19 protein-coding genes are annotated in these 24694 nt (G+C 35.4%); 4 read left to right on the top strand and 15 right to left on the bottom strand.

Annotated features, from left to right (window positions below; translation table 11 throughout):
• The first annotated feature begins 188 nt into the window (after positions 1–188).
• Genes BCR24_RS15820 through BCR24_RS15805 form a run of 4 tightly spaced genes read left to right on the top strand, consistent with a single transcriptional unit; the run spans position 189 to position 3959 of the window.
• Positions 189–1187 carry a DUF916 domain-containing protein gene (locus tag BCR24_RS15820; RefSeq protein WP_069641468.1) on the top strand — a complete coding sequence of 333 codons (999 nt, stop codon included), beginning with the start codon at positions 189–191 and terminating at the stop codon, positions 1185–1187.
• 22 nt (positions 1188–1209) lie between these two features.
• The gene (locus tag BCR24_RS15815) at positions 1210–3048 is read left to right on the top strand and encodes a hypothetical protein (RefSeq protein ID WP_141707066.1); all 1839 of its coding nucleotides are present in this window, start codon (positions 1210–1212) and stop codon (positions 3046–3048) included.
• A 21-nt stretch (positions 3049–3069) separates the two neighbouring features.
• Positions 3070–3366 carry an LPXTG cell wall anchor domain-containing protein gene (locus BCR24_RS15810; RefSeq protein WP_069641466.1) on the top strand — a complete coding sequence of 99 codons (297 nt, stop codon included), beginning with the start codon at positions 3070–3072 and terminating at the stop codon, positions 3364–3366.
• Positions 3367–3389: 23 nt separating this feature from the next.
• Entirely contained in the window at positions 3390–3959 is a 570-nt protein-coding gene (locus BCR24_RS15805; RefSeq protein ID WP_069641465.1) for a hypothetical protein, read from the top strand.
• 299 nt (positions 3960–4258) lie between these two features.
• On the opposite strand, the gene BCR24_RS15800 is transcribed toward BCR24_RS15805, so the two are convergent.
• The 15 genes from BCR24_RS15800 to BCR24_RS15730 form a co-directional block, all read right to left on the bottom strand.
• On the bottom strand, positions 4259–4768 hold the full coding sequence (locus BCR24_RS15800) for a DinB family protein (RefSeq protein ID WP_069641464.1): 510 nt from the start codon (positions 4766–4768) through the stop codon (positions 4259–4261).
• Between the two features lie 584 nt (positions 4769–5352).
• On the bottom strand, positions 5353–6792 hold the full coding sequence (locus BCR24_RS15795; protein ID WP_069641463.1) for a 6-phospho-beta-glucosidase: 1440 nt from the start codon (positions 6790–6792) through the stop codon (positions 5353–5355).
• Positions 6793–6822: 30 nt separating this feature from the next.
• The gene (locus tag BCR24_RS15790) at positions 6823–8133 is read right to left on the bottom strand and encodes a PTS sugar transporter subunit IIC (protein WP_069641462.1); all 1311 of its coding nucleotides are present in this window, start codon (positions 8131–8133) and stop codon (positions 6823–6825) included.
• Positions 8134–8326: 193 nt separating this feature from the next.
• Positions 8327–9082 (bottom strand): MurR/RpiR family transcriptional regulator, encoded by a 756-nt coding sequence (locus BCR24_RS15785; protein ID WP_069641461.1) that lies wholly within the window; start codon positions 9080–9082, stop codon positions 8327–8329.
• A 49-nt stretch (positions 9083–9131) separates the two neighbouring features.
• Entirely contained in the window at positions 9132–10064 is a 933-nt protein-coding gene (locus BCR24_RS15780) for an ROK family protein (RefSeq protein WP_069641460.1), read from the bottom strand.
• Between the two features lie 324 nt (positions 10065–10388).
• Positions 10389–11249, bottom strand: coding sequence for a hypothetical protein (locus BCR24_RS15775; protein WP_069641459.1), 861 nt, complete (start codon positions 11247–11249; stop codon positions 10389–10391).
• A 170-nt stretch (positions 11250–11419) separates the two neighbouring features.
• Positions 11420–12343, bottom strand: coding sequence for a zinc ribbon domain-containing protein (locus BCR24_RS15770; protein ID WP_069641458.1), 924 nt, complete (start codon positions 12341–12343; stop codon positions 11420–11422).
• Between the two features lie 124 nt (positions 12344–12467).
• Entirely contained in the window at positions 12468–13412 is a 945-nt protein-coding gene (locus BCR24_RS15765) for a serine hydrolase (protein ID WP_157804646.1), read from the bottom strand.
• A 359-nt stretch (positions 13413–13771) separates the two neighbouring features.
• Positions 13772–15541, bottom strand: a complete 1770-nt coding sequence (locus tag BCR24_RS15760) for a DNA-binding protein (protein WP_069641457.1) — start codon at positions 15539–15541, stop codon at positions 13772–13774.
• A gap of 273 nt (positions 15542–15814) precedes the next feature.
• Positions 15815–16570: a hypothetical protein gene (locus BCR24_RS15755; protein ID WP_069641456.1), complete on the bottom strand. Its 756-nt coding sequence runs from the start codon at positions 16568–16570 to the stop codon at positions 15815–15817.
• A 222-nt stretch (positions 16571–16792) separates the two neighbouring features.
• Complete coding sequence (locus BCR24_RS15750) at positions 16793–18178, bottom strand: CHAP domain-containing protein (RefSeq protein WP_069641455.1); 1386 nt, start codon at positions 18176–18178, stop codon at positions 16793–16795.
• Positions 18179–18498: 320 nt separating this feature from the next.
• On the bottom strand, positions 18499–19803 hold the full coding sequence (locus BCR24_RS15745; RefSeq protein ID WP_069641454.1) for an McrC family protein: 1305 nt from the start codon (positions 19801–19803) through the stop codon (positions 18499–18501).
• Positions 19804–19805: 2 nt separating this feature from the next.
• Entirely contained in the window at positions 19806–21848 is a 2043-nt protein-coding gene (locus tag BCR24_RS15740) for an McrB family protein (protein ID WP_100630411.1), read from the bottom strand.
• A gap of 240 nt (positions 21849–22088) precedes the next feature.
• Entirely contained in the window at positions 22089–23642 is a 1554-nt protein-coding gene (locus BCR24_RS15735; RefSeq protein WP_069641452.1) for a WG repeat-containing protein, read from the bottom strand.
• Between the two features lie 247 nt (positions 23643–23889).
• Positions 23890–24600: an HAD family hydrolase gene (locus BCR24_RS15730; RefSeq protein WP_069641451.1), complete on the bottom strand. Its 711-nt coding sequence runs from the start codon at positions 24598–24600 to the stop codon at positions 23890–23892.
• Between the last annotated feature and the right edge of the window lie 94 nt (positions 24601–24694).

The raw sequence follows: 24694 nt of genomic DNA, 5'->3' as shown, positions 1-24694 counted from the left end.
ATTCTCTTTTTGATCAGTTCGAAAGAGAAAGGGTTCTTTTTTTTACTCTAATTCAAAAAATGTAAAAAATAACAACATTTATTGAAAAAAGAAACTACATATTTTTTATAAATATTGTTGTATGATAAGCTTCAACATTACATAACTATCAATTTTAGTGTAATGAAAAGAATAGACGGAGGAAACATATGACTATAGAAAAACACGATTATGCTTTTATATTAGCCTTATTAATTAGCTTTCTTCTTTTGGCTCCAAACTTCTCCCTAGCTCAAGCTACTCAAACAACGTTCAGTGTGAATCCTAATTATCCTAGTCAGCAAGCACCTGACGTTAATGGCTACTATGATCTTACCGTAACAAACAATGAAGAAGTCGATTTACGCTTTTCTCTTAAAAATCCATCTGATAAAGAGATCATCGTTACGAATACAATCAGTCCTGCAACAACAAACAAAAATGGTCAAATCATTTACGGCCCTACAGAAATCGCTCTTGATGCTTCTGCAGACTATAATTTAGCTGACTTAATCACTGGAGCAAAGGAAACAACTGTACCAGCAAACTCAACAACAGATTTAGTCCTACACTTAAAAAGCCCCACCAAAGAATTTCAAGGAATCATTTTAGGTGGCATTGAATTTGAAGAAAAACGAACGGATAATGCTTCACAGACAATCCAAAATGTGATTGCTTATGACATTCCCATTTTATTACGTCAAAATAGCCAAAGTGTTCCACTGTCTTTTACTTTTGACAAACTCAATCAAAACAAGCAAGCGGATCAACTATTCTTAACTCAACGAATCTATAATTCGACACCTGCCATTGCAAAAAAAGGGAAGCTAGTGACCGAAATACGTAGAGATGGCACTACCGAAATTCTGTACAAAGAAACCAATAACGAGGTCAACTTTGCCCCGAATTCTACCATGGATTTTGAAATTTCTTTGACTGATTCTTCATTGTCTAATGGGAATTATACCGCTAAAACAATCATTCAGTTTGGTGAGCAAAAATGGGAAACAACCGAGTCCTTCACTATTACTGGAAAGACAAAAAGAAACTCTGCCACATCTAATATTGAAAACAAGAAAACAACTAAAGGAATATACCCACTAGTAATTCTAGGGCTAATCGCTGTTATTGTTCTGTTATTGTACAAAAATAAAAAAACGTTGACGTAATTTTTCTGATGTATATAAGGAGGTGTCTAGCCTGAAAAAAGGAATTTTATCCATTATCGTTGCCAGTATGCTGATTGTTTCTATTCTACCTAGTAGTAAAGTTAGCGCTGACTATATTTTTAACCCTTCTGATTCGACATTTTCTAGCAATGAATCGGAAACAAAAATTTCTCAAACTGAAAATACTTCGTCTCCATCAGAAGAAGTAAACATTATAGAATCAACAGAGGTCTTGCTAGAAAAAAGGTCGGATCAACAACAGGATGTAGCCTCAACTGCACCTGAAATTGATTCAACACTTCTTCGCTCTGATTTGACAACACTAGCAAAAGAAAAGCTTCAAGAATTAAAAAAACAGCTAGATCAATCAAAAGGAATCGGTATCTATATTGGAGATAAGTTAACGATTTCAATCGATGGAACTGTTCATTTAGACTATACCCTTTCTGATCAGTCTGTCGTAGCTTACGATGGTCTTCTTTCCTTCGAAAAGCCAACGTATCAAAAGTTTCCCGGTACACAAACTGAACTCACAGGGCAATCTTTAGACATCATTCGAGAGCGAGAAAGCTTGGATAAAAAATTTTATGAGACCCTTTCAGCAAGATGGCATTTTGCGGGCAAAAAAACGATTGATGGCATGAATTCAGTTGATTTTTCTATCAATCAAGTGGAGAATACCTGGGAATATCCATTGTCTATCTCATTGATTTTAAACGTCGATATTCCCCCCTTGATTGTTGATGCTCCTAGAGGAACTAGCAAGGAAAATCCCATTTTGATACAACAAGGTGCTACGGTTAGTGAGGATCCAAAAGATTATTTCCGTGTGGTTTCAAGTGGGTATGATGCTACGATCGAATGGCATGTTAAACCAGATTTTTCTAAAGAAAATGAATTTACAGCTGAACTTGGAATAAGAGATAAGTTTGATCAGTACTGGACGGTAAATGGTCAAAGTTCTGTGATTATTTACTTCAAAGTGGTTGAAGACACACCAGAATATTTAACTACTTTAACCACCCAAATCTCTTATGCTGATATTAAGTTGGAGAATAATGCGCAAGGAATCAGTGTCTCAAACTCAGTCGATGCCGACACCAATACAAAGCTACACTCAATTCCTGCACAGTTAAACTACATGCGTTTCTCTTTTCCAAAAGAATTCGACCTACTTTCTGAAGCTATCAGTATGGAAGCTGTTGTTAAAAGTACTAATCAGAAAATTCCGATTGGGCAAGAGGAGTATTCCATCTTGATTGCTGGACATTCATTTTCTTTAACAAATCTTTCCAAAAGAATAGAAATGTTTTATGCACAAGAAGAGCTCATTATTCATTATGATTTAAGAAAGCTTACACGCTTATCTAAGGATGCTTACTGTGCATTTGAAACCAATTATAGCCCTCAAAACAGTGAGAATAACGTGGCTAAAACCATGGCTAAAATCCAAGAACCTGAAAATTTATTAATGTTGAGTGTTCCAGAAGATTTAGATTTCGGCTCAATTGAAATCGGTCAAGAAAATCAGGCAGCTTTGACGGCAGTTGCCCCTAATAGTCTTTGCATCACAGACAATAGAGAGCAAAAATCCGCGTTGAAGTTGTTTGTAGACTTATCAAATCCGCTAAAAGAAGCTAGCGGTCGAGAAATGCTTGGTACTCTTTTACTAAACAACTCAAAACCCAAGTCGCTTGAGCCCACTCTGTTTTACGAAGGAGCTTTGACTGGACTTGAAGAAAATTCCGTAGACTTGACCCAGCACTTATCTGAAAGCCTACGATTGACTATTCCCAAAAATGAACAAAGTGGACGCTATCAAGGAATAGTAAAATGGACGTTGATTTCAGATGAACCTTGATATATCAGCAGGAGGTCTTATATGAAAAAAAGAGTAGCGATCTATCTAACATTCTTACTTTGCCTTTTTTCCGTTCAATTTTGTTATGCACAAGAAGATAGTCAAGTTAGTCGAGTGATTGTGGATTTAACAGATATAAGACCTGATTTCATCGACCAAGATACGACGACCTCTTCCTTCTATCCAACTGATACCAAACAAGCTTATTTACCAAAAACAGGTGAGAAAAAGAACTTTTTTGCTTTTGAGCTCGGTTTGACGCTCTGTTTATTCGCGATACTCCTTAGAACAACAAGGAATCGTTTAAATAAAAAATAAAAATTGAAATGGAGAAATGAATTATGAAGAACAAAACAATCAATACTGGAGTCGCTTTAACAATTTTAAGTAGCTTATTACTTTTTCCAATGACTATACATGCAGCAGAAGATACAAATGGAAATTCTAAAGTCAATGCTGAATTGGTGGGGGGAACTTTGTCTCTTGGAGATTTATCCAACGGTACTGCTGATATGAGTTTTGTCGGTACGATCGACGGCACAAGTAAGACCCTAACAGATACAAATAAGAGTACCTCTAACGTAGTTGTAAATGATTTTCGCGGTCTTAGTGATGGTTCTTGGGAACTTAGTGTGCAAGAAGCTATTCCCGAAGATAAACAATCCAGTACCTATGGTCTCGAAAATAACAAGATGACACTCTCAGTTAATCTGCAAGGGGACAATACGACTTCCGTTGGCAAAAAAAGTATCACTAATGCTGCCATCAAAGTCACTTCTTCTGAAAATGATGCTGCTCGTGGCTCTCATTCATTATTACTAAATGGGGAATTAGGAATCAATGAAAAAACCAAAGCCCTGAAAGGTGAGCTAACTACTTTAAAATGGACTCTAATCGGTGAGCAACCTTAAGCTAATAAGGATAATCTTTCATTTCACTAACCAAAATAATTGCTTTTTAGTTGAATGGATGTCTTTTTTGTAGTTGATATAAAGCTTTAACTATTCCTAAAAAAAGAAAGAAGAAACCATAACAAAAGTTCCTTACATTTGTCATGGTCTTTTCTTTTTTATTTACTTTCTTTTATTTCAAACACATGAATTTGTAGCACATTGATATTTTGAAATTGACTATTCAAAATGAACGCATACGGCTAAAACTATATCTAGTTGTCACTTTTCTCCAATTTAAACAACTTAAACTCAAGTTTCTATTTCCTAATCACTAATCTTCTTGTATACACTGCTTGACCCGAGTGCATCACTGCATCATCAATAGCCGAGACGATACGTGCTTGACGCGTAACTGCTGGCGTCCAATTTGTGTCTACGATATCACTAAGGCTTGCTTCTGTTAATGCTTCTAAATACATAACGGTAAAATCAATACTTGCCGCTAAATAATCTTGAAGTATTTTTTTATCTAGTACGATAACTTTAGCCGCTTCCTCAGGCGTATGCTGCCAATCTTGTGTATCATCAGGTAAATCCAACCCAAATTTAGTAGACCAGTCTGACTCTAGCCACAGTGGCTTTGTATTATTTAAGTCAGCCATTTGATAATCCAGTTCACGTGCAGTATGCCAAATGAGCCAGGTTACTGATTTAATCAGTGGATTTGGCATTGCATTCGCCTCCTCGACAGTCATTTGAGCAAGAGTTTCTTCCAAACGCTCTTGCGCTCGTTTTAATGTATCGATGGATAGTTGAGTGATTTTCATAGTAAAACCTCCTTTTGTATTCAAGCTGAATCTATTTTATCGTGAAATTCGCCTCTATTAAGTACTTTACTACAGTGCTGACATGACAGCAAACTTTCTAACCTCAGTACTGAGAAACATGGTCAATCGCTGCCCGTTCTTCCAATTTAAGAGAATGTGTATAGGTCTCCAACCTCATTGCATTTTCTTTTTTTCATTATTGTTAGTTGACAGACAAGGTTTTCGACCATTTTTGACCATTACGTGAGTGACACAACATTTTTTTCAAATTCAGTCTTGTTAAATTTAATCTAATCTCTTCAAACGAAATACAAATAAAAATAGAGGTTGGGACGGGAGTGGTTAATCCCGAAAAATAAGCTGAAATTCACGAAAATTACTCTTAAAATCTTTGTGAATTTCTTCTTATTTCCGAAGCCTTCAAATCTTAATGCTTTAGCACTTAGAATTTGATGTGATCGAAGCGAAGCGTAGTGATTGCTTCTGCTCCCACTATTTATACGGATTCCATGTGAACAGGATATGGCTCAAAGAGGTATATCCCACTCTCTATTCATGATACAATTAGTCATTTATCCGATAACTTAAAGATCTTCGCCATTTGTTTCAATCACTTGTTGATACCAATAAAACGAATCTTTTTTCAAACGTTTAAGCGTACCTTTCCCCTCATTATCTTTATCAACATAGATCATGCCATATCTTTTTTCCATCTCGCCACTGCCAAAGCTGACGATATCAATGATTCCCCAAGGTGTATAACCGATAACTGGAACACCGTCTTCTACAATGGCTTTTTTCATTTGTTCAATGTGTTTACTTAAATAATCAATCCGGTATTCATCGTGAACGGTATTTTCTTCGGTTAATTCATCATAGGCACCGAACCCATTTTCCACAATAAACAACGGTAAGTCATAACGTTGATAGACCGTATTTAAAATATAGCGTAAACCAACTTCGTCAATTGGCCAGCCCCAATCGGATACACTTATATATGGATTTTTCACTATTTTTGCATTGGGAATATCTTCTGTTGACCAACCTTCAACGTCTTTAAGTGTTGAGATCGTACCAGACATATAATAACTAAAACCGATATAATCAACTGTTCCTTCTTTCAAAATGGCTAATTCCTGCTCGCTGATATCAATTTGATAGTTCTTACGTTCCCAATACTTTGTAGCATATGTGGGAATTTTACCACGAGCATGAATATCATTATAAAAGAATCTGCGTTCATTCGCTTTTACCGATGCCATCATATCTTCTGGATTACAAGAGTATGGATAGACCGGAACATAAGCCATCATACAACCAATTTGGAAATTAGGATTTATTTTTTTCCCTTCGATCACCGCAGCCGCACTAGCGATTAGTTCATTGACTCCTGCTTGAAAGACAAGTTCTTCTTTCCTGTCTTCATCTTCAATAATCATCGCTGAGTTCGTCCAAACATGCAGCGGCTCTTGCCCATCAGCTTGGTTGTTGATTTCATTGAAGGTCATCCAATAGGTTACCTTATCTTTATAGCGTTCAAACACGCACTTAGCGAATTTCACAAATAACGGAACCACTTCTTTGTTTGCAAAACCGCCAAACTTTTCATAGAGGTAATACGGCATTTCAAAATGAGACAGCGTAATGACTGGTTCAATTCCATTTTCTACTAATTCATCAAAGAGCCGATCATAGTATAGCAGACCTGCTTCATTCGGCTCTGCTTCAGTCCCTTTAGGAAAAATACGACTCCACGATATGGACGTTCGCAAACATTTTAAGCCTAGCTCTTTAAAAAGCTTGATATCCTCTTTATAATGGTGATAAAAATCAATCGCTTCATGATTTGGATAATACTCTCCTTCAAGAATGCCTTTCGTTATTTTCCGAGGAATTCCGTTGCCTCCTGCAGTCATTACATCGGCGGTACTTGGTCCTCTGCCGTCGACATTCCAAGCCCCTTCTGCTTGATGAGCGGCAATTGCGCCACCCCATAAAAAATCTTCTGATATTTTATTCGTCATAATAGATCTCCTTCAATAAAAATAATACCTTTATAAATCAATTTTTTGTGCACGATTTGATGCAATAACAAATGGTAAATAAATCCCCACAGAGACAGCTAAGCAGACGATTCCAACTAATGCAGCCACTATATTTCCACCTGTTCCTAAGAATAAATTAATGATTCCAGGCGTAGTCCACGGGACACCAATCGCAGGCGAAGGCATAATTGGCCAAACGACCGTCACGAAATAACCAATCATAATATTGACCATTGGTACTAAAATAAATGGAACGATCAATAACGGATTTAAAACGATTGGTAACCCAAAAATGATTGGTTCATTAATTTGAAAAATACCTGGAACTAATGACATTTTGGCAATTTCTCGTTGTTCTGGACGTCTAGATGCAATAAAGATCGCAATAATCAAGCCCATCGTCATCCCTGTACCACCCATATTTGCGAACATGTCATTTAATATGCCCCACGTTTCTTTATAAGGAACATCCCAAAGTGAACCGCCTTTATTAATAAAATCAAGATTGGCCAAATCTTGTTCTGTAAAAATAGCAGAACGAACAGCATTTAACGTGTTTGGACCATGAATACCAATTGAAAATAACAATGTTTGAATAAAAGCTAACAGCATTACACCAACAACATTTCCTCCAAGATCACGTAAAGGACTTTGGATTCCTTTGTAGATCAGTTCATTAACTCCTTCTGGTGCGATCATTAACACTAAAAAGTTAATAATTGCCGAGAGCCCAACTACAATAACAATGGGAATCATACTTGAAAAAGAACGAGAAACAGCTGGTGGAACCATTTCCGGCATTTTAATTTGCAGACGTTTCACCTTAAATAGTTTTGGTAAAAATTCCCCAACTAAGCATCCAACAATCATAGCTACAAATAAACCTTGAGCGCCTAAATACTGTGTACTCACAACATTCAAGTCATCTGCATTAAAGGGTTTAGGATACAAAATCATAAAGCTTGCGATACTTGTCAGCCCAACCAAAGTGGAATCTGCGTTAAAATGTTTCGCTAATATTTGCGCAACAAGGTAGGTGATAAAAATACTCATGATATTGATTGTTCCATTTGCCACGGAAGACAACACCTGTTGTGCACTTTCTAAATTCGGAAAAACACTAGATAAGCGTAATAATTGCACGATAAAACTATCATTTGAAAATAAAATATTGTTGACTAAAATAACCAGTGATGCAGAAATCGTTAATGGAAAAATCAACATAAAAGCATCTCGAACAGCTGCAATGTGACGTTGATTATTCAACTTTGTTGCAATTGGCACTAATGAACGATCAATAATATCATTAAATTTTTGCATAGATAAAACTCCTTTCATTTATAAACCTATTATACCTAAATTATCTCGCAAAAAAGTAAGCGCCTTCTTTTTTAAAATAAATTCTTGGGAAATAGAATAAATTCCTTGTGCGGAACGACTTGTTCCTAATTTTAAACAAAAAAATTAACTAAAGTGGGGATCACTCTAGTTAATTTGTTGTAACAGCTTCTATTTATTCATTACGAAAATCTTTAAGATAACTAATCAGCGTTTCTAAGATTGCGATCGATGGCAACTGACTCGTAAGGTCTAAAAAAATATCTTTGCGTTCTTCTTTGATTTCGTACTCAATAGAGTAATCACAAAGTTGAGCGAGCGTACTTTTTTTGTTTAGTGTAATACAATAGTTTTTGACACTATTCTTATCTTCTAAACCTGCAATGACTTCTATCAATTCTTTTGTTTCACCAGAAACACTTAAAAATACGATGACGTTTTTTTGATCCTTGCGTAAAAAGCTGCGAATAGGGTAGGTCAAATCATCTAAACTGATAGATAGATAACCTAAACTCGCTAATTTTCTAGCAATATACTGAGCAATTGCACCAGAGGCTCCCATGCCCATAAACAATATAACATCACTATCGCACAAATCCTGTGCCATTTTTTTGATTTGATATTCTACATCTGGATGAAAAATTCCCATATTAAGAGAATCCACTCGTTCCTCAATACCAATATGCTTTTTACCCTCTTCTTGACGAACATTATCTAAATGAGACTTAATATAAAATCGAAACTCTGGAAAAGAATGAAATCCTATTTTCTGAACAAAACGAAAGACGGATGTAGAAGAGACATGTGCTCCATCCGCAATATCTCGAACACGCATATACGGGATTTTATCTAGATTATTCACAACAAATCGATAAATTTCTTGTTCTACCGAGGACAGGTCATTTAATTTCAGATAATCGAATATCGCCATTTAGGTTAATCTCCTTTAATTTGCTAAGAAAATTATACCATAAAAGAATTTATTTGCTGACAACTTGATGAACCTGATAAACAGCCCCGATAAGTCCTGCATTATTTTTTAATTTAGTTGGCAAGACTGGAGCAATTGTTTTTCCTCTTAAATAATTGATTGATGCATGTCTTTTTTCAACTTCTTCTAAGGTTTTCTGAAGCTCTTGATGGAAAAATTGGTTTGCGCTCACAGCACCACCAATTAAAATAGCTTCTGGATCAAAGCAACTAATTAGATTGACCAATCCTACAGAAAGGTCAACATAAAATTGTTTAGTGATTGCTATTGCAAGAGTATCCCCATTTTCTGCCAAGGTAAAAATCTCCCTTGCATCACTCACTGGAACAAATTCCTCTGGGCTTTGTTCCAGTTGCGCATCATTATAAAGACGCACTAGACCTCCAACAATTGCGGTCCGTTTATTGATAGATACATCCTCAAGGTTTCCAGTTTCAGGTAGTTTATCGATCATCATCCAGCCAAATTCCCCGGCCATGCCGTGAGAACCACGATAAACTTTTCCATTAATGACGATTCCACCGCCAACACCAGTACCTAAAACTAGGCATAAATAATTTTCCATATCGGTTGCATTTCCAATCCATTTTTCAGCTATGGCAACTGCATTTGCATCATTTTCTACAGTGACAGGTAAACTAGTGAATAACGCTAGCTTTTGTTTGAAATTTTCTCCATATAAAGGTCTGATCGCACCCGCCGTTAGCATATATCCATCTTTTTGGACAATTCCTGGAGCACTTATCCCGATTCCTTTTATTTGATACTTTGCTTGAGCAGCTTCAATAATCTTTAGTAAACTTTTGTAAAAGGCCTCCGGTTCATATTCCGTTCCAATACTTCCTTGTTCTAAAATAGTTCCGTATTCATCCAAAATACCGTACTTAATCGTTGTACCGCCTATATCAAATCCTACATACATGTATGAACATCCCTTATTATTTATTTGAATCGCAAAAAAGATAGCGTATTCATTTTTGAATATTGTATCATAATTTTGGAAGGAATTTTTTCCTTTCTAAAATTCTACTATTTACATTATTCCAGAAAGGACGGATAAGCTCGGGTTTCATTGTTTATTCGTTTGATTCATTTTTGCTACTATAGAAAAAAATCGGAAACAAGTATCTAAATAGGGAGACATGCTTACAATGTTCTTTTGTCCAATGGTCTTGTTGACGACTTAGCTTAGTTTAGTCATAGTATCTACGTATTTAGATACTGTCAGAGACAAAATACTCTATTTTTACTTGCCATAGGAAAGATAACTTATTTTTTTATCTTTAACATGAAACGTATAGGATCTACCGCCTGTTCTTCCGCCATCCTCGGTTACTGTATCGAAAGATAATCTATAGATACCATCATAGAAAGTTGATGTATCTAGCCTTAATATCTTTCGACGTACTCTTCGATCCAATTCGTCAATCGTATCAGGAAATAGTTCTTCTGAAACATTTTCATAGCTTATTTCTACTAAGATGAGCCCAAGCTTCATATATTTTTCTACATTGATATCATAATAGCCTTTAAATGGTCGCCCTGCTTTTTGGTTATTTGCTACGTCTTTTTTATACAGTGCAAAATTATCTGAAAAAGAACCGATCTCTTCCGATGAATCTAATAAAGGAAACGTCATCAAATAAGGTTCTACTTCGATCAAATGCAACTTTTCTATCTCAATTTTTTCACTAAGCTCCTTTTTAATCACTTTTGCTAAAGAAACTGATTCCTCTTGAAAAGCAAAACTTTGGACCACGCCAGAATACATACTAAATTCGGTTAAATCTTCAGCTCCAACTGCTTCACTTTCCTGATTTAATGTAGTTGTTTTATGTTCAAAAAACATCGTGTCATTGACCGTCACAGGTTTATCTCCCACAATCTCGGTGTAATCAAAGACCACTCGTGTATAAGGGGTTGAATAGAAGTAACCTTGCCCTTCAACACTCTCTACTGTTATTTCTCCTTTTAATCGGCTTTGAGCATAAATACCTGAAATCGTTTGTTCATATTTTTCCTTGCTCATACCACTACATCCCGCTACTAAAGACAAGACCAAAAGGAAAAACAAGTATAAATTTTTTTGCTTTAGTCTACCAAACATTTAGGCAACTCCTTTTTCTACTACCGTATGATCACTATCTAAAAATAATATCCCTCGATTTCAAATTCGTTACCTTGACTAAATAAACACTTCAATAACTAGAACATTCACTTACAATACAAAAAATCGCATCATAAGTGAATGAAAATAAGTCTATTAAAAAGGAATCTTTAATACGTAATCCAAACTTCATTTACTCCGCTGCCCTTATTGAGACCATCTGTTAGAACCAAACGAGAGGAATAAGAAAGATAGCCATACAGGTTTTGACTTCCTCCATTATTATCCCATTGAATCGTGATTTTAACATTCGAATTGATCGTCTTTGTACTTGGCATCCTGGTTGGATATAAGGTATCCGTATTGTAACTCAAAATATCACCCGAAGCGTTGACAATTGTGGCTCTACCAAAATATTGCGTACCATCATAATTACTTTGAGTAACGCCTCCGTTAGTCGCAATCGTTAATCGGCTTTGTTTTTGGCTGCTTTGAGAATAATAGAATGTATAGGTATTGGCCCATTTAGCTAAATCACCTGTGAAAGTCGATGGATCATCATTTTGCTGCACATTATCAGATGATTTTTTTTGCTCTTGAAGCCCTTTATTGTTTAAATTTGTTAAATTTTCTATAGCTTCCTTGATAGTTGCCCATTCGGGTTTTCCAAGTACACTGACAGGAATGGATGCTAATTTTAATTCAGATTCCTTGTATTTTCCTTCGATATTTAATTCTTTCGCTACTTTAATGATTTCATCGTAATTTTCTGCCTCTTTTTTTGACGAGGTTGTTTCTGTTTGACTACTATTTTTTGTCGTTGAAGTCGTCTCAGTTCGACTACTTTCTGACGAAAGCGCAGAAGTGTTATTTGGCTTTAAATAGATAAATAAAATAATACCAATAATAATGCCCACTAGTGCCACAATCGCGCCAATTAATACAGGCTGTATATTTTTCTGGGCAACCGTAGACTTACTCGTCTCATGTGGTTCATTTGTTGAGCCATTTTCCCCAAGCGGTTTCCCACATTGCTCACAAAATTTAGATTTATCACTGTTTTTAGTATGACAATAACTACATTCTTTCATCATTAACATCCTTTCTTTGTTCAGACCCCTTTTTTTATGTCAGGACTCTTTACCGCATAGTTAAGAGTTCTCATAAATAAATACACTTAAAGTACCAAAAACCACTAGCAATATTTAGGACAATTTTTTAACTTTCTTCAAATGCTTGCAAAGCAAATCCACCAATGGCCTCTCTCATTGCAGAACTGTCATAAACCTCGTTTGTTAAAATAACGATGGCAAAAGGGTTCTTTGGATCAAGGACTAAGCCGATATCATTTTCCACAGTCGTTAACTCTCCCGTCTTATTCGCCACCTGAACCTCGGATGGCAATTTACTTGGAAGCTTAGTTCTGATTGTTTGGTCACTCATGATGGTTAACATTTGCGAGTACGGCCATTCGTTACGATGAACATACATTTTCTTCAAAAATTCCATAGCATCTTCTACTGATGTATAATTTTCCAGCCCATTCATTCTTGCTTGCTCATCCAGCATTTTCCGTTGTAATTTTGTCCCTTTATACCCTTGCTCTTCAAAATAGTGATTCAAATTATCCATACCCAAAAACTCAATAAGTCTATTAGTCGCTTGATTATCACTAATTTGAATCATTCTCCGAACCAATTCTTGAGTGGTTTCCCCCTCTAGCATTCTGTCTAATGCCAGCTCTTTTTCATAAATATACGCCATTATAAACACTTTAATAACACTAGCAGAGATAAAAGGATCTGTATTGTAATTTGTTAGATAGTCATCTTCATTAAAATAATACACACCATACCCTACTTTTCCAGCATTTAAAAATAATTCGGATGCATCTAGTTTAGTCTGCACACTATTTTGATTTTTAACGGGTTCAAGCGAGCTGCTTTGTGTAGAATCTAGTCGATTTACTGTTGAAGTGGCAGAACTTTTTTTCTTTGTTTCGTTGCTAGTGGTTACCGTTTTGCTACTATTGGAATTGTGTTCGTATGTTTGGTTCGTGTATTTTTTGTTTTTTATTGAAATAGCTAGTAAAACAGCTGCTGTTAAAATGATAGACATTAAAAAGATAGAATAATACGTTCGATTGGTCCTTTTTCGTTTCAAATTAAGCTCCTTTAGCCTATTAATATATAAATAGTTTACCATAAATTAAAAATATTTATATAGAGGATTGTTATCATCTGTCTTTCATTTTATAATCTAGCTTTTTTACAGTAACATTCTACAATTATTTCCTTTTTCTTAGATTCAAGATAAGCTATGAAAACTAGTTCATCTTGTTTATCGCTCATTATTTTTACTTGACTTACATTTTTTTAAATAGAATAGACCAATCACTGATTCCAGATGATTGGTCTTCATTATCACGTTCTTTGTAGAGCACAACTCACTTCTTCAGTGACTATCATTGAACGTTGGCTTGCACCACTAGGCTTGAATCTGTCTGAGTAGAGTCAATCCTACTATTCTAGACCTTCAATCACAAGGTTTTCAATACTGGCAGCTTTTGCATCCGCTGTAACGACCGCTTGAAACGCAACCTTGTCTCCTTCTTTTAAGAAAAGAGCCATTGGGCTGTTATTCGTTGTGACGCTATAAATTGTTTTCTCGTTTTCTAATAAGAAGGAAACAACAGTTTGGGCCTCGCTAGCAACAATCGTAATACGAGAGACCGTCCCTTTTATTTTCTCTAAATCAGCAGCATCAGTGCTTGTGTTATTACTTCCTTTCGTTGCTAATTCGATCCGGTAAGCGTCTAATGCATTTTGTGCCGCATCGGCATCTACCACAATATCATTATCTACTGCGTTGACATAAACATATTTTTTGAAGATTCCCTTACTGTCCATTAGAGACACAATCCAGGTTGGAACGCCATCGATGTTATAAAGAACTGGCATGCTTGCTTTCCATTTTTTCTCTGGGTAAATCTTCGCGGCAATCGAAATGGCGCCGTCACTATCCATAATTCCTACTTTTGTATCACGGTAATACGTTACTTGGCCAGTTCTTGCATTGATCAAGGAATAACCTAAAGCAGAATCTTGCTCCTCGTCACCACTTGTAAAGTCTGTAAAGTACAATAATTGACTGCCTTCTTTATTCATCATAGGTGTAATTTGACCAGATGCATAAATACCATTTTCTGTTGGAATTTTAACCTCTTTTTTCGCGCCAAACATCGTTTGATTCCACCATCCTTGGCTGTAACGACCAAAGTATTCATTGATACTATTTGCAGCAGAACTTGTGATTGGAGCATCTACAAAGGCTGGTGCATCATGGCTATTATAAACTTTCACTTCGCCTGTTGTCGCATTTAAAACAGCTGTCTTAAATTCATTGTAGTTCATCCGACCAGAAACGCCATATTCTTTGTATAATGTCTGAATATAGAAGGGATTTCCTTTTTCATCGATTTCTAAATTAATTTTGCCAGTCGCCGCATAATCTGGATAAGCAGCGTAAATTTTACGTGCCGCATCTTTACTAAAATAAGCAGACGGCGTATACACAATCGGTGTTTCAACAAATTTAGGCTGTGCATTAATATCGGTTGCACTGATAATAAAATACCCTGGAACTGCTCCTAGTTTTGACCATTTAAAAAAGCCATTAAATTCCACTGTGGCAACATATACATACTCACCATTCACAACCTGTGCAGTAATACCATCCAAGGTAAACATATTTGAATTTGGAATCACTGAGAATTTTTGCAGCATCTTGCGCTTAGCCGTTTTCGGTGCAATAGCAATCGGTGTTTCTTTGGCGGAGGTTAGAACTTCTGCTTTTTCTTCTGTCTTCAACGGAATGGTTTGGTAAACATCATCAATTGCCGTTACCTTCGTTATAGAACTGATAATGAATAATAAAACCATTGCAGCAATGCTGATTCCTAAAACACGACCAGACCAATCGTTGACCGTATTTGTCCCAACAGTTTTTCGTTCTTTATGCAGCACGTTCATCGATGCCTTATTAATAGAACGAATGGTCAGCAACAAACCGCTTGCAATAACGGCTCCAACGAGATTAATCCATAAAATAGTTGAAAGAGTTTTACTAGGCAATGCAACAAATAAGAAGCCTCCCAATAATAATAATTCAATAACCATTAGTACAATGGTACTTTTTGTATTTCTCCCTTTTGCAGCAATGAGACTTACACCATTTGCTACTAAGATACCTATACCAAAAAACAACGTTAACCCGATAAAATTTACAAACATTTTCTTCCTCCTTTTTAAGTTGAGATAAAAAAAGTACTTCCACTTTAGAGTAGAAGTAGCTTTAATGCTTGCTTTAATTATACAGTATAGAAATTTCACTTACAATGTTCCTTGCAAAAACTTCTAGTTCTTACACCAATTGAAAACAGTAGTACCAACAAAAAAAGACTTGCATTTGATTATTTCAGACACGATAGTTCTGTTTTTTCTTGTCTCAATCTGTCCTATATGAAAACGTCACAGGACTTCTTAATCCTTTTTAGATTGGTTTTATCATCCAAAAAACTTAAACTTTTTTTGGATTAGTTTTCCTGTTAACCAAAAGGATCCAGAAATAATATTTCCTTCCCTAATCTCTTCAGTAACAAGTTCAGGATCAGCGACTACATCAAATTCCCCACCTAACGTTTTGACTTTTGCATAGTAAAAATAAGCATCAGAATAAGGGTTTCTGAGCTTTTCAGCAGCCAAAACCCGACCTCCAAACAGCCCCATAGAGCTCGGTCCGCCTTCTCCATCTCCGCCAAATAAACCTGATGGAATAAAAAATTCACTAGCAAATTTGGCCTCTGTTTCTTGTCCATTATTATATTCTTCTTCATTAGCGTAAACACTCAACTCATGCGCAAAAGCTGCTAACTGTACTTCTCGTATCACAGGGTATTTTATTTTCTGAGCTGCAATATTCGGCATATCAAAAACAAATGGGTATGCAAACGTCCCATCTTCGCCTGGCTTCGCTTCACTATGAACTCTTCCATTTAATACCGTATCTGTAGGATCTTCAACTTTTTCAAGTAAACGAATGGTTGAAACAGCAGTTCCTTCATAATGTGGATTTAACCCAATCATCTCACCTTGTGTATTTAACTGACCCCAAAGTTCGATTCCGTTTCCCATTTTTAGTAGAAGATAGGTTCCACCAGGTGCCTTGACTTTCTTCCCTGATTCAAACACTAGATTTGCATATTCCATGAAATCGGCTTCAGATGAAACAGGTATACCAACTGTTGAAAAATGATTAACCATTTTATTTTCTCACTCCTTTTATTCCAATCACTATTTATTCTATCATAGGCATGAGAATGGAGGGAAGGTGCTTTTGAGCTCTTATCTATTTAAAAAAATGAAATGATCCTAAGTGTTCAATCCTATACCTAAAAAGTGGAATAACAGACAGATTTTTTCTGCCATTATTCCACTTTTTCCTGCATTAAACATGGTCTTTATTTCTGTCGTTTACTTATTTTTCTACTTAGATACTGTATTCACAGGTTCTTTGGTAATTTTCCCATCTAGCTTTATTCGAATTGCTTGAATGGCTAATTTTTGACCTGTTGTACCTGCTATAGCGCCATTTTTGACCCATGGCATCCAGCCCTTTTCAGATACATGTACTTGATAGTAAATATCGTAGTACTTGTCTAGCCCATTTTTCAAGTTGATTTTGACTGCTTGTAACGAAAGTCTTTGACCCACAGTCCCACCTGCATTTGTCAACCAGCCTTTTTCAGCGACATGAGCATCAATTTGTATATTTTCTTTTTTCCCATCCATATAGACTTCTAAACACTGGCTTTCGATTCCTAAACCTGTTGTTCCAGCCATTTGGTTCTCTGTGACATACCCTAACCAACCTTCTTCCGCTAGATGCATACGGTAGCTTAGACCTTTAGCAGTAGGTTGTTTGCTTCCTTGGACGATTGGTTTTCGAACTAATTTCATTTTAATCGCTTGAAGGGTTTTCTTTTGCCCTGTTGTACCGGCTGTCGCACCGTTATTTACCCAACTTAACCACCCATTTCCATCTACATAGGCTTGATATTCCAGATTATAATAATTTGCGGCTTCGCCTGTTAAACGTGCTTGAATTGCTTCAACTGCTTTTGATTGGCCTGTTGTTCCAGCTACTTGTCCACTTTTTACCCATGACATCCAACCCTTTTCAGAAACATGTGCTCGATATTCGACTGAACCATTAATTTGGCCATTTTTAAAGGTAATTTTGACTGCTTCAACAGGTAATTTAAAACCAGTCGATCCAGATAATGCACCATCTTTTACATTGTTCATCCAGCCAACTTTACTCACATGTGTTTCATAATTGATCCCTTTAGAAATAGGTTGTGCCGGATTTTTTGATGGTAATTTAGGTGCTGTTGATGGATTTTTAAAGTTATTACCTGGTGCGTGGAGAATACATTTGACTGTTCTGTTGCTTGAAAGTCCTGTATAGTTGCTTCCATTGTAAGTATATGTCATTCTGCCACTAGCCGAAGCATTTTGCTCTACTGCATAAATGATTCCTTTATCCACATCTGTATAATCGACAACAGAAACGTGTCCATATGGATTTGAGCTATTTCCTGTTTCAATTATTAAATCTCCAGGTACTGGAATATATTTAGATCCTGGATTATATCGGGCTAAACCTGGAGAACCTTCTGGAATATATTGCGCACCACCATTTCCTGCTGCATAGACTCTTGGCCATCCCATTTTAGGATATAACCTTTGTTGCGGTAATTCGACACATTGATAATACGTACCATAATTACCACCATTTGAATACACATGAACTCCTTGTCCTTGTAACCATTGACTTCCTGAAATTAAAATCGATCCCTCTACTGCCATTTTTGTTTCCTCTTCTCTTTTTATGTTTTATTCTCAATTATTCATTTAGAAGCTTCTGAACTAATAACTAATTGATTAATTAAAGTATAGTGAATAACTAGATCTTCAAACTTTTAGATTCCTTTCGAAATACTCCCAGTTTAAATTCTGTTTTGTAGTCATCTTCCAGCTAGATTTTCCATTGGTTAGGTAGTCGTATAGTCTACTGAAAATCAATCCATAAAAAAGAGACCAATCACCGATTTGAATGATTGATCTTCGCATATATACTGGTGAAAATAAAATTGATGAAGCCCCCTATAATCAAGACGGATTGCCCGTTATTTCAAGATTTTACAAACTTCTTCTTCAATATTTACTGACAATAAATCAACAAACCTCACTTGGACTTTTGCACCTAATTCTGCGTTTGCTTTTTTTATGCTTCTGAATTCTTGTTCATTATAGTTTTCTGAATAGGGATAAAGGAGAATAACTTTATCTACATCTTCCTTATTGTGCTTATACCTAGTGAAATAAACATACATTTGATATAAATCGGCTTGTGTTGGCCCAGTATGGTCAAGAAGTTTCCACTTAGTATCTACAATAATCGTTTGCTTGCTAGTAACATCTCTCAACACCAAGTCAGGTCGAAGTTGATATCCACGACTTGTTTCTTCTGTACCATCGAATAACCAATAAGTTTTGTCTTGTGCAGAAATCTCATATTCAGGTAAACTCTTTATAGCGATACTTGAAATATACGCCTCGAAAATTTTATCCATCGGGAAAAGCAGTGCAAATGCTAATGATGATCCTTTGAACGAAGTAAATGATTGCCCTCTCAAGAAAATTTTGCACCACTCAAGTGCTTGCCTATAGTAAACATAGTCTCTTCCCAGTTGAACCTTATGAAACGTTTGATTTGGGTCACGGATTTCATCAACATTATCAAAATAGAGCAATTGCTCTTTGATCAATCTAAGATTCTGATGATCTTTACTTCTTTTTAGAAGAAATATAAGAGTCGTTTTTAACAATTGATTTTCTGGAATATTTGCTTGGTATTCATCAAATTCATTGTAAAATTTAGAATTATTAAAACTATTTTTCCTAATATGACTTCCTGTTAATAGTTTACCTTTAAGAAAACGTTCATTACTTTGAATTGAAACATAGTTGGCCTTAATTCCTTGCTTAAAAATACGGCTAGATTGGGTTAAAAACATTGAAATGAATACTTCAAAAATTGTATTCCTTCGCATATCAAGATTTGTCATTTCATAGTACTTTCCATTAATATTCCTGGCAGTTTTTAACATTTGAAAAAATAAATTTCTAATAACCTTTTTATCTTCTAATGAAGCAGACTTTCCATAGATTTTGGGAAGAATTTCAATTGTTAAACCTGAGTCAGTTTGCAAGACACCTACATAATTATTTACTTGAACACCATTTCTGATGGGCTTCAAAAAATCATAATAATGTGCTTTTTCACCACTAACTTTTGTATTCTGCTCGTCAATATACCCTCTTAACTCTTGAATATCTTTTGGTTGTATCATCACACCATCATATGTTTGACCAGCATATATTCTACCAAATTCTGAAACTGTGATTGTTCTAGCATCAATAGCTGACATATTTACTCACCACCAACAACTACTGATTGAATAAATTGAACAAATTCTTCATCGCTAACATTGGTCTTCAAAACAAATCGATCTGTATCGTAGTCACTAATTAAGTTAGCAAATTTTGAATCAAAAAGATTGATTGACTGCTTGGATTCTCGCTTGATATAAATGCCGTTTATATCATTTAATACCGCTTGGATTTTTTCATAATCTTCATAGAAGTATTCTTGCAATAGTGGAATTATCTTATTTTCATAAACTGACTGTAATTCTTTAATAGTTGAAATATTCAAGAAAAAGGCATGACCTAAAGTATGTTCACGATCATAAAAAAATTCAATTCGATCATTCATTACTTGGAGTATATCTGCAATTTCAATACCGTCAATTTCTCCAACTTCATCCCTTATAATATCTGCATCGGGCATCCGTTCTATAAATTCAAAGCGTCTACGAAGTGCTGTGTCCATCAATGCAATGGATCGATCTGCTGTATTCATAGTACCTAGTATAAATACATTTTGAGGGACGCCAAAGATATCACCCGAATAAGGAAGGGTGATCGATAGTCCTTCCTCTTTTCCTAAACGTTTACATGGTTCAATTAAAGTAATCAGCTCCCCAAAAATTTTGCTGATATTTCCACGATTAATTTCGTCAATGACAAATAAAAAATTTTTGTTTGGATATTCTTTCGCACGATTACAAAATTCTTTAAATACACCATCTTTAACACTGTAGTGGATCTGACCGTCCTCTGTCTCTGCATAAATACCTTCAATAAAATCTTCATAACCATAAGACTGATGAAATGTCACAAGTGAAAAGTAAAAGTCAGCTTCAGCTAGTCGTTCTGTATTCACAACATCCTCAACTTCATCTGCTTCAATTTTACCATCTTCAGTAAGTATCCATTTTTTTTCAGATAAACCATCTACGCGTTCAAATAAATCCGTGCCCTTTCGATAAATAGTCCCTGTTGATTTTTCAGTTGCATTCTCAATTATTGTTGTACTTAATGTTCCATAGGGTGTTTTGCTGCTTTTCGTTTTTGCATATTGTTTTACAACTTCACTTTGTTCAATTTGTTTAATCGTCATTGGATTATTATTATTTCGCTTGAACGCTAAATAAATAGCTTCTTTCCAAGATAATGTCGCATAATTTAGAAGTGTTCTTGAGGTACTATGTTGACCGTTAATCAGATTTTCTTTTACTTCATTAATACTATACGTTTTACCTGTACCTGGCGGACCGTATAAAATACGATTCCAACCTGAAATATTGTATGATTCTCCTATATTATTTTCCAAACCATTTTCACACTCCTTTAAATACTGCTCGTAATTCTTAGCCCAAGATGTCCTCTTAAAGTTAGAATATTCCCAGCTTCTCCACCTTTTATCTGTTTCTCTATCCAACAAGTTGAAAGAAGTAATTTCCCTATTTACTTCACTAGAATGATCTGAAAATATTTTATTTAATATTTCTTTGGCCTCTTGAAACTCTTTAAGGTTATTAAACGAAAATAGATTTTCTGGTAGCTCCCATACCGCATTTCTTTCATTTTCAGTTAAGCCTTGGATATTTAATGCAATATTTTTAATAGGAATGAATTTTATTTTTTCATACTTAGACCCTTCATCACAATAGCCAGATAGCCAATTAGCTTTAGGATAAACTGAAGTCCATTTCCCTCCACTTTTTTTACTTCCCCACTTCAAAAATGCCGCTTTTCGATTGGCCAGTTCCTCTTTCGAAAGCGAAAGTTTTTTTATCTTGAACCCCAGCTTTTCAAGAAAAGAATTCGTTCGTACTCCCCCTTTAAACCAAGAGGTATCAACTGTAGTATTCGGCTCAATCGAAATCCCCTCCGACAACTGCTTTCCAATAGAGATTACAAATTTTACTGGATACTGTTTTCCGTTATACTCTAATACATAATCTTTCGCTGTCTTTTCATTTGGATACCCATAATTATCAATAAATTGAATAGCTTCAATGATATTTTGTTTGTTAATTGACTCTGGAATTGACACAGTCTGCTTCATCCTCTCCATATTAGGTTATATATCCCTTATTTTATCACAGGATAGGTTTCTAGAATAATTTGTAATGTATGAAATAAATAAAAAACTCTAAGCTATTCAATAAACATCATAAGAATGTATCTTCTTACCAAAAATAGACCAACCACTAACTACAATGGTTGGTTTTTCAGAAATCTACTATATATTTACTCTCTTCTTTTTCTGTAGAATCGTCAGGAAATTCATACATTGACTAGCACATCATTTATCTATTTTGGCCTCGATTGTTTTGATTAAGTAGCCATTTTCGTCATGAACAACAGTCTTGCCATCGGGCTTTACAATCATAATTAGCCCTTTGGATAAAAATATCTGTTCGTCTTCTTTTGATTGATAAAATAACTGTCCATCCTTATCATAGTAATACTTTGTAGTTTTTTTCCCTGGCAAACTCTTTGATACTTGATAGCTATTTTGCATTTGCTCTATCTCGATTTCTGAGCCTTTGCTTGCTTCTATAAGGATCTTCCCTTTTTGATTCACTAACCCTTGATCGTAATTCTTTGTGCTAAAAATAGATAATCCGGAATCTGTAAATTTACCAAAATGATGAATTTCTTTGGTTTGGCTCTCAGTTTTGGAAAAAATTTCTTTTCCAGAACTATTTATAACGGTAGGGAAACTATCTGCCCCAACTTCTCGAATCGAAAACAGGCCATTACCTAGATAAATTGGTGAGGCTTTATAGTCACTTGAAAATTTTTTGACTACTTCGAATTTTTCATTCATCAGAGCATATTGTTCTTCTCTAACATTCCCTAATCTAACTAAAATAGTATTCTCTTTTAAAAAGCCATCAACGATCCTAGCCTCTTCTTTTCGTTGATCTGCAACTACTGTCACCACTTCTCCAGCCTCATTGATGACAAGGTCATCACCATATGACTTAGCTAAAGCAAGACCTTTTTCAGAAAAGGGTGAAATGTATTTAAACAACACGGGTTCTTCATCCTCATAGACTACTTTACCTTCTTGATTAATCAAGCCATACTTTTCTTCTTTTGTTTTATAAATAGCCGTTGCACGTTGTGCATATGGAAAGATCTCTGTTATTTCAAGCTTCTTAGCTTCTTCTGGAGAAAAAATCAACCCCTTCTTTTCGTGGACGATTCCGTAACTTCCCTCCATCCGAATAACAGCTAACTCACCCTCTTCTCCCTCTTTTTCTAGATAACTCAGGTCTTCAGTTTCTTTCAATAACAGATTTCCCTCGTTATTCATTAGCCCAGATGTACCATCTTTAAAGCGAACATGAGCAAAGCTTGCATTGCTAAAACTAAAATCTCTTATACCATCTGGCATATCTTTGGCTTCTTTCACTACTGTGCCATCATTCAAAATAAGTCCATACTTTTTCAAATTGGGATCTTCATAACGACCATATTTACTATTTTTAAACGTCCAATTTGGGATTCTAAGTTCTGGATTTTCAGGAAAAATTTGATAACTATCTGTATTGAAATAAAACACTTCGTGCATAGTTGTAGTATATTGCAACAATGTACTATTAGAAAAGGCCTCAATTTCTTTTACTCGCTCTTTTTCTCCATCCATTAAAATGGTTCCCGTAGTATCCATCAAGCCCATAAAATTATTGGACATGTAAATAATTGGACGCTCTGCTATGGCTTTTTCCGCTTTTTTTATCAATTTTTCTTTATTAGCAGCTCGCTCTGCCTCTTCCTTGTTCGCGCAACCACTAACAAAAAGACTTAAAAGTAACATCATACCTAAACCCCAACGCTTTTTCTTCATTTCAATCCCCCAATAATAATCAACTAGATAGAACTCTTTTATTCTAGCAAATAGTTTAATGAGATTACAAGGGGGCTTTTCTGTGGCTCCTTTGTATGGCATTCAAATAGAAATAACGAATGTGATAACAAGAGCTAATGCTACTTAAAACAGATAAACCCTCTTTGACCTTATCTCTGCAAGCGCAAACTACCTACAAGCCCTTCTTTTGCTTCAGCTTTACTGGCTTGTCACTTGATTCCATTTGTTAAAAACGATTACACAAGTTTTCTATTAAATCATAGATTTGGCCAGTTTTTTTCACTATGAAATCAGGCTCACTAGCTTCATCTGTTATAAAGTGATCACGTTGATTGTACCAAATCGTTTTCCAGCCGGCACTTTTTGCTCCAAGCATATCATTTTTATAAGAATCGCCAATGTAAAATGTCTGTTGTCGTTCCAACTTCATCTGATTTTCTACATAATGAAAAATTTGTTTGTCCGGCTTTGCCATCTTCAATTCACCCGAAATAAATAGATGCTCTGGTTTTATCCAATGAGTGATGTTTAAATTTTTTATCTTGTTTCGTTGATGCTTGGAAGGTCCATTTGTAATAATGCCCGTGGTTACGTTATTTGTTTTACAGTACTGCAATGTTTTCTCCATATCTGGAAGTAAAGTGATTTCCTTTTGAAATCTTGCATAGTCCTTTTGAAAAGCTAAAGCTTGCTGTGGTTTGATTGTAATATCAAACACATTAAAAGCCTTAGTGAGACGGTAGATATGCATTTCATCCATAGAAATAGTTCCTTGTTGCGACTGTTCAAAAACTTCATCACTAAATTTACGACTATAGCGATATAATCCTTCTATAGAAATTTCGTTATTTGTCGAAAAGTTTTCATAATATGCCCTCTTGAAAGGCTCTAGCTGATCGTATAATGTATCATCAACATCGAAAATAAAATTATACAAAGTTTTCCTCCTAACGTTTTTACGTTCCATCTCTCATACGAAAAATGGTTTGACTTTAACTGGATTGAATACAGCTTCAAACCAACATGTAAAT

Source organism: Enterococcus ureilyticus, from assembly GCF_001730315.1.
GTDB lineage: Bacteria > Bacillota > Bacilli > Lactobacillales > Enterococcaceae > Enterococcus_L > Enterococcus_L ureilyticus.
Note: the sequence above shows the minus strand (reverse complement) of the source record. Positions and strands in the feature narration are given on the sequence as shown.

Bases quoted from the DNA above. Each gene is read 5' to 3' on its own strand.
- BCR24_RS15770 (WP_069641458.1), bottom strand. From the start codon at position 12,343: ATGATGAAAGAATGTAGTTATTGTCATACTAAAAACAGTGATAAATCT.
- BCR24_RS15750 (WP_069641455.1), bottom strand. From the start codon at position 18,178: ATGGCAGTAGAGGGATCGATTTTAATTTCAGGAAGTCAATGGTTACAA.
- BCR24_RS15775 (WP_069641459.1), bottom strand. From the start codon at position 11,249: ATGTTTGGTAGACTAAAGCAAAAAAATTTATACTTGTTTTTCCTTTTG.
- BCR24_RS15760 (WP_069641457.1), bottom strand. From the start codon at position 15,541: ATGTTTGTAAATTTTATCGGGTTAACGTTGTTTTTTGGTATAGGTATC.
- BCR24_RS15780 (WP_069641460.1), bottom strand. From the start codon at position 10,064: ATGTATGTAGGATTTGATATAGGCGGTACAACGATTAAGTACGGTATT.
- BCR24_RS15795 (WP_069641463.1), bottom strand. From the start codon at position 6,792: ATGACGAATAAAATATCAGAAGATTTTTTATGGGGTGGCGCAATTGCC.
- BCR24_RS15785 (WP_069641461.1), bottom strand. From the start codon at position 9,082: ATGGCGATATTCGATTATCTGAAATTAAATGACCTGTCCTCGGTAGAA.
- BCR24_RS15740 (WP_100630411.1), bottom strand. From the start codon at position 21,848: ATGAAGCAGACTGTGTCAATTCCAGAGTCAATTAACAAACAAAATATC.
- BCR24_RS15820 (WP_069641468.1), top strand. From the start codon at position 189: ATGACTATAGAAAAACACGATTATGCTTTTATATTAGCCTTATTAATT.
- BCR24_RS15800 (WP_069641464.1), bottom strand. From the start codon at position 4,768: ATGAAAATCACTCAACTATCCATCGATACATTAAAACGAGCGCAAGAG.
- BCR24_RS15745 (WP_069641454.1), bottom strand. From the start codon at position 19,803: ATGTCAGCTATTGATGCTAGAACAATCACAGTTTCAGAATTTGGTAGA.
- BCR24_RS15735 (WP_069641452.1), bottom strand. From the start codon at position 23,642: ATGAAGAAAAAGCGTTGGGGTTTAGGTATGATGTTACTTTTAAGTCTT.
- BCR24_RS15755 (WP_069641456.1), bottom strand. From the start codon at position 16,570: ATGGTTAATCATTTTTCAACAGTTGGTATACCTGTTTCATCTGAAGCC.
- BCR24_RS15805 (WP_069641465.1), top strand. From the start codon at position 3,390: ATGAAGAACAAAACAATCAATACTGGAGTCGCTTTAACAATTTTAAGT.
- BCR24_RS15810 (WP_069641466.1), top strand. From the start codon at position 3,070: ATGAAAAAAAGAGTAGCGATCTATCTAACATTCTTACTTTGCCTTTTT.
- BCR24_RS15790 (WP_069641462.1), bottom strand. From the start codon at position 8,133: ATGCAAAAATTTAATGATATTATTGATCGTTCATTAGTGCCAATTGCA.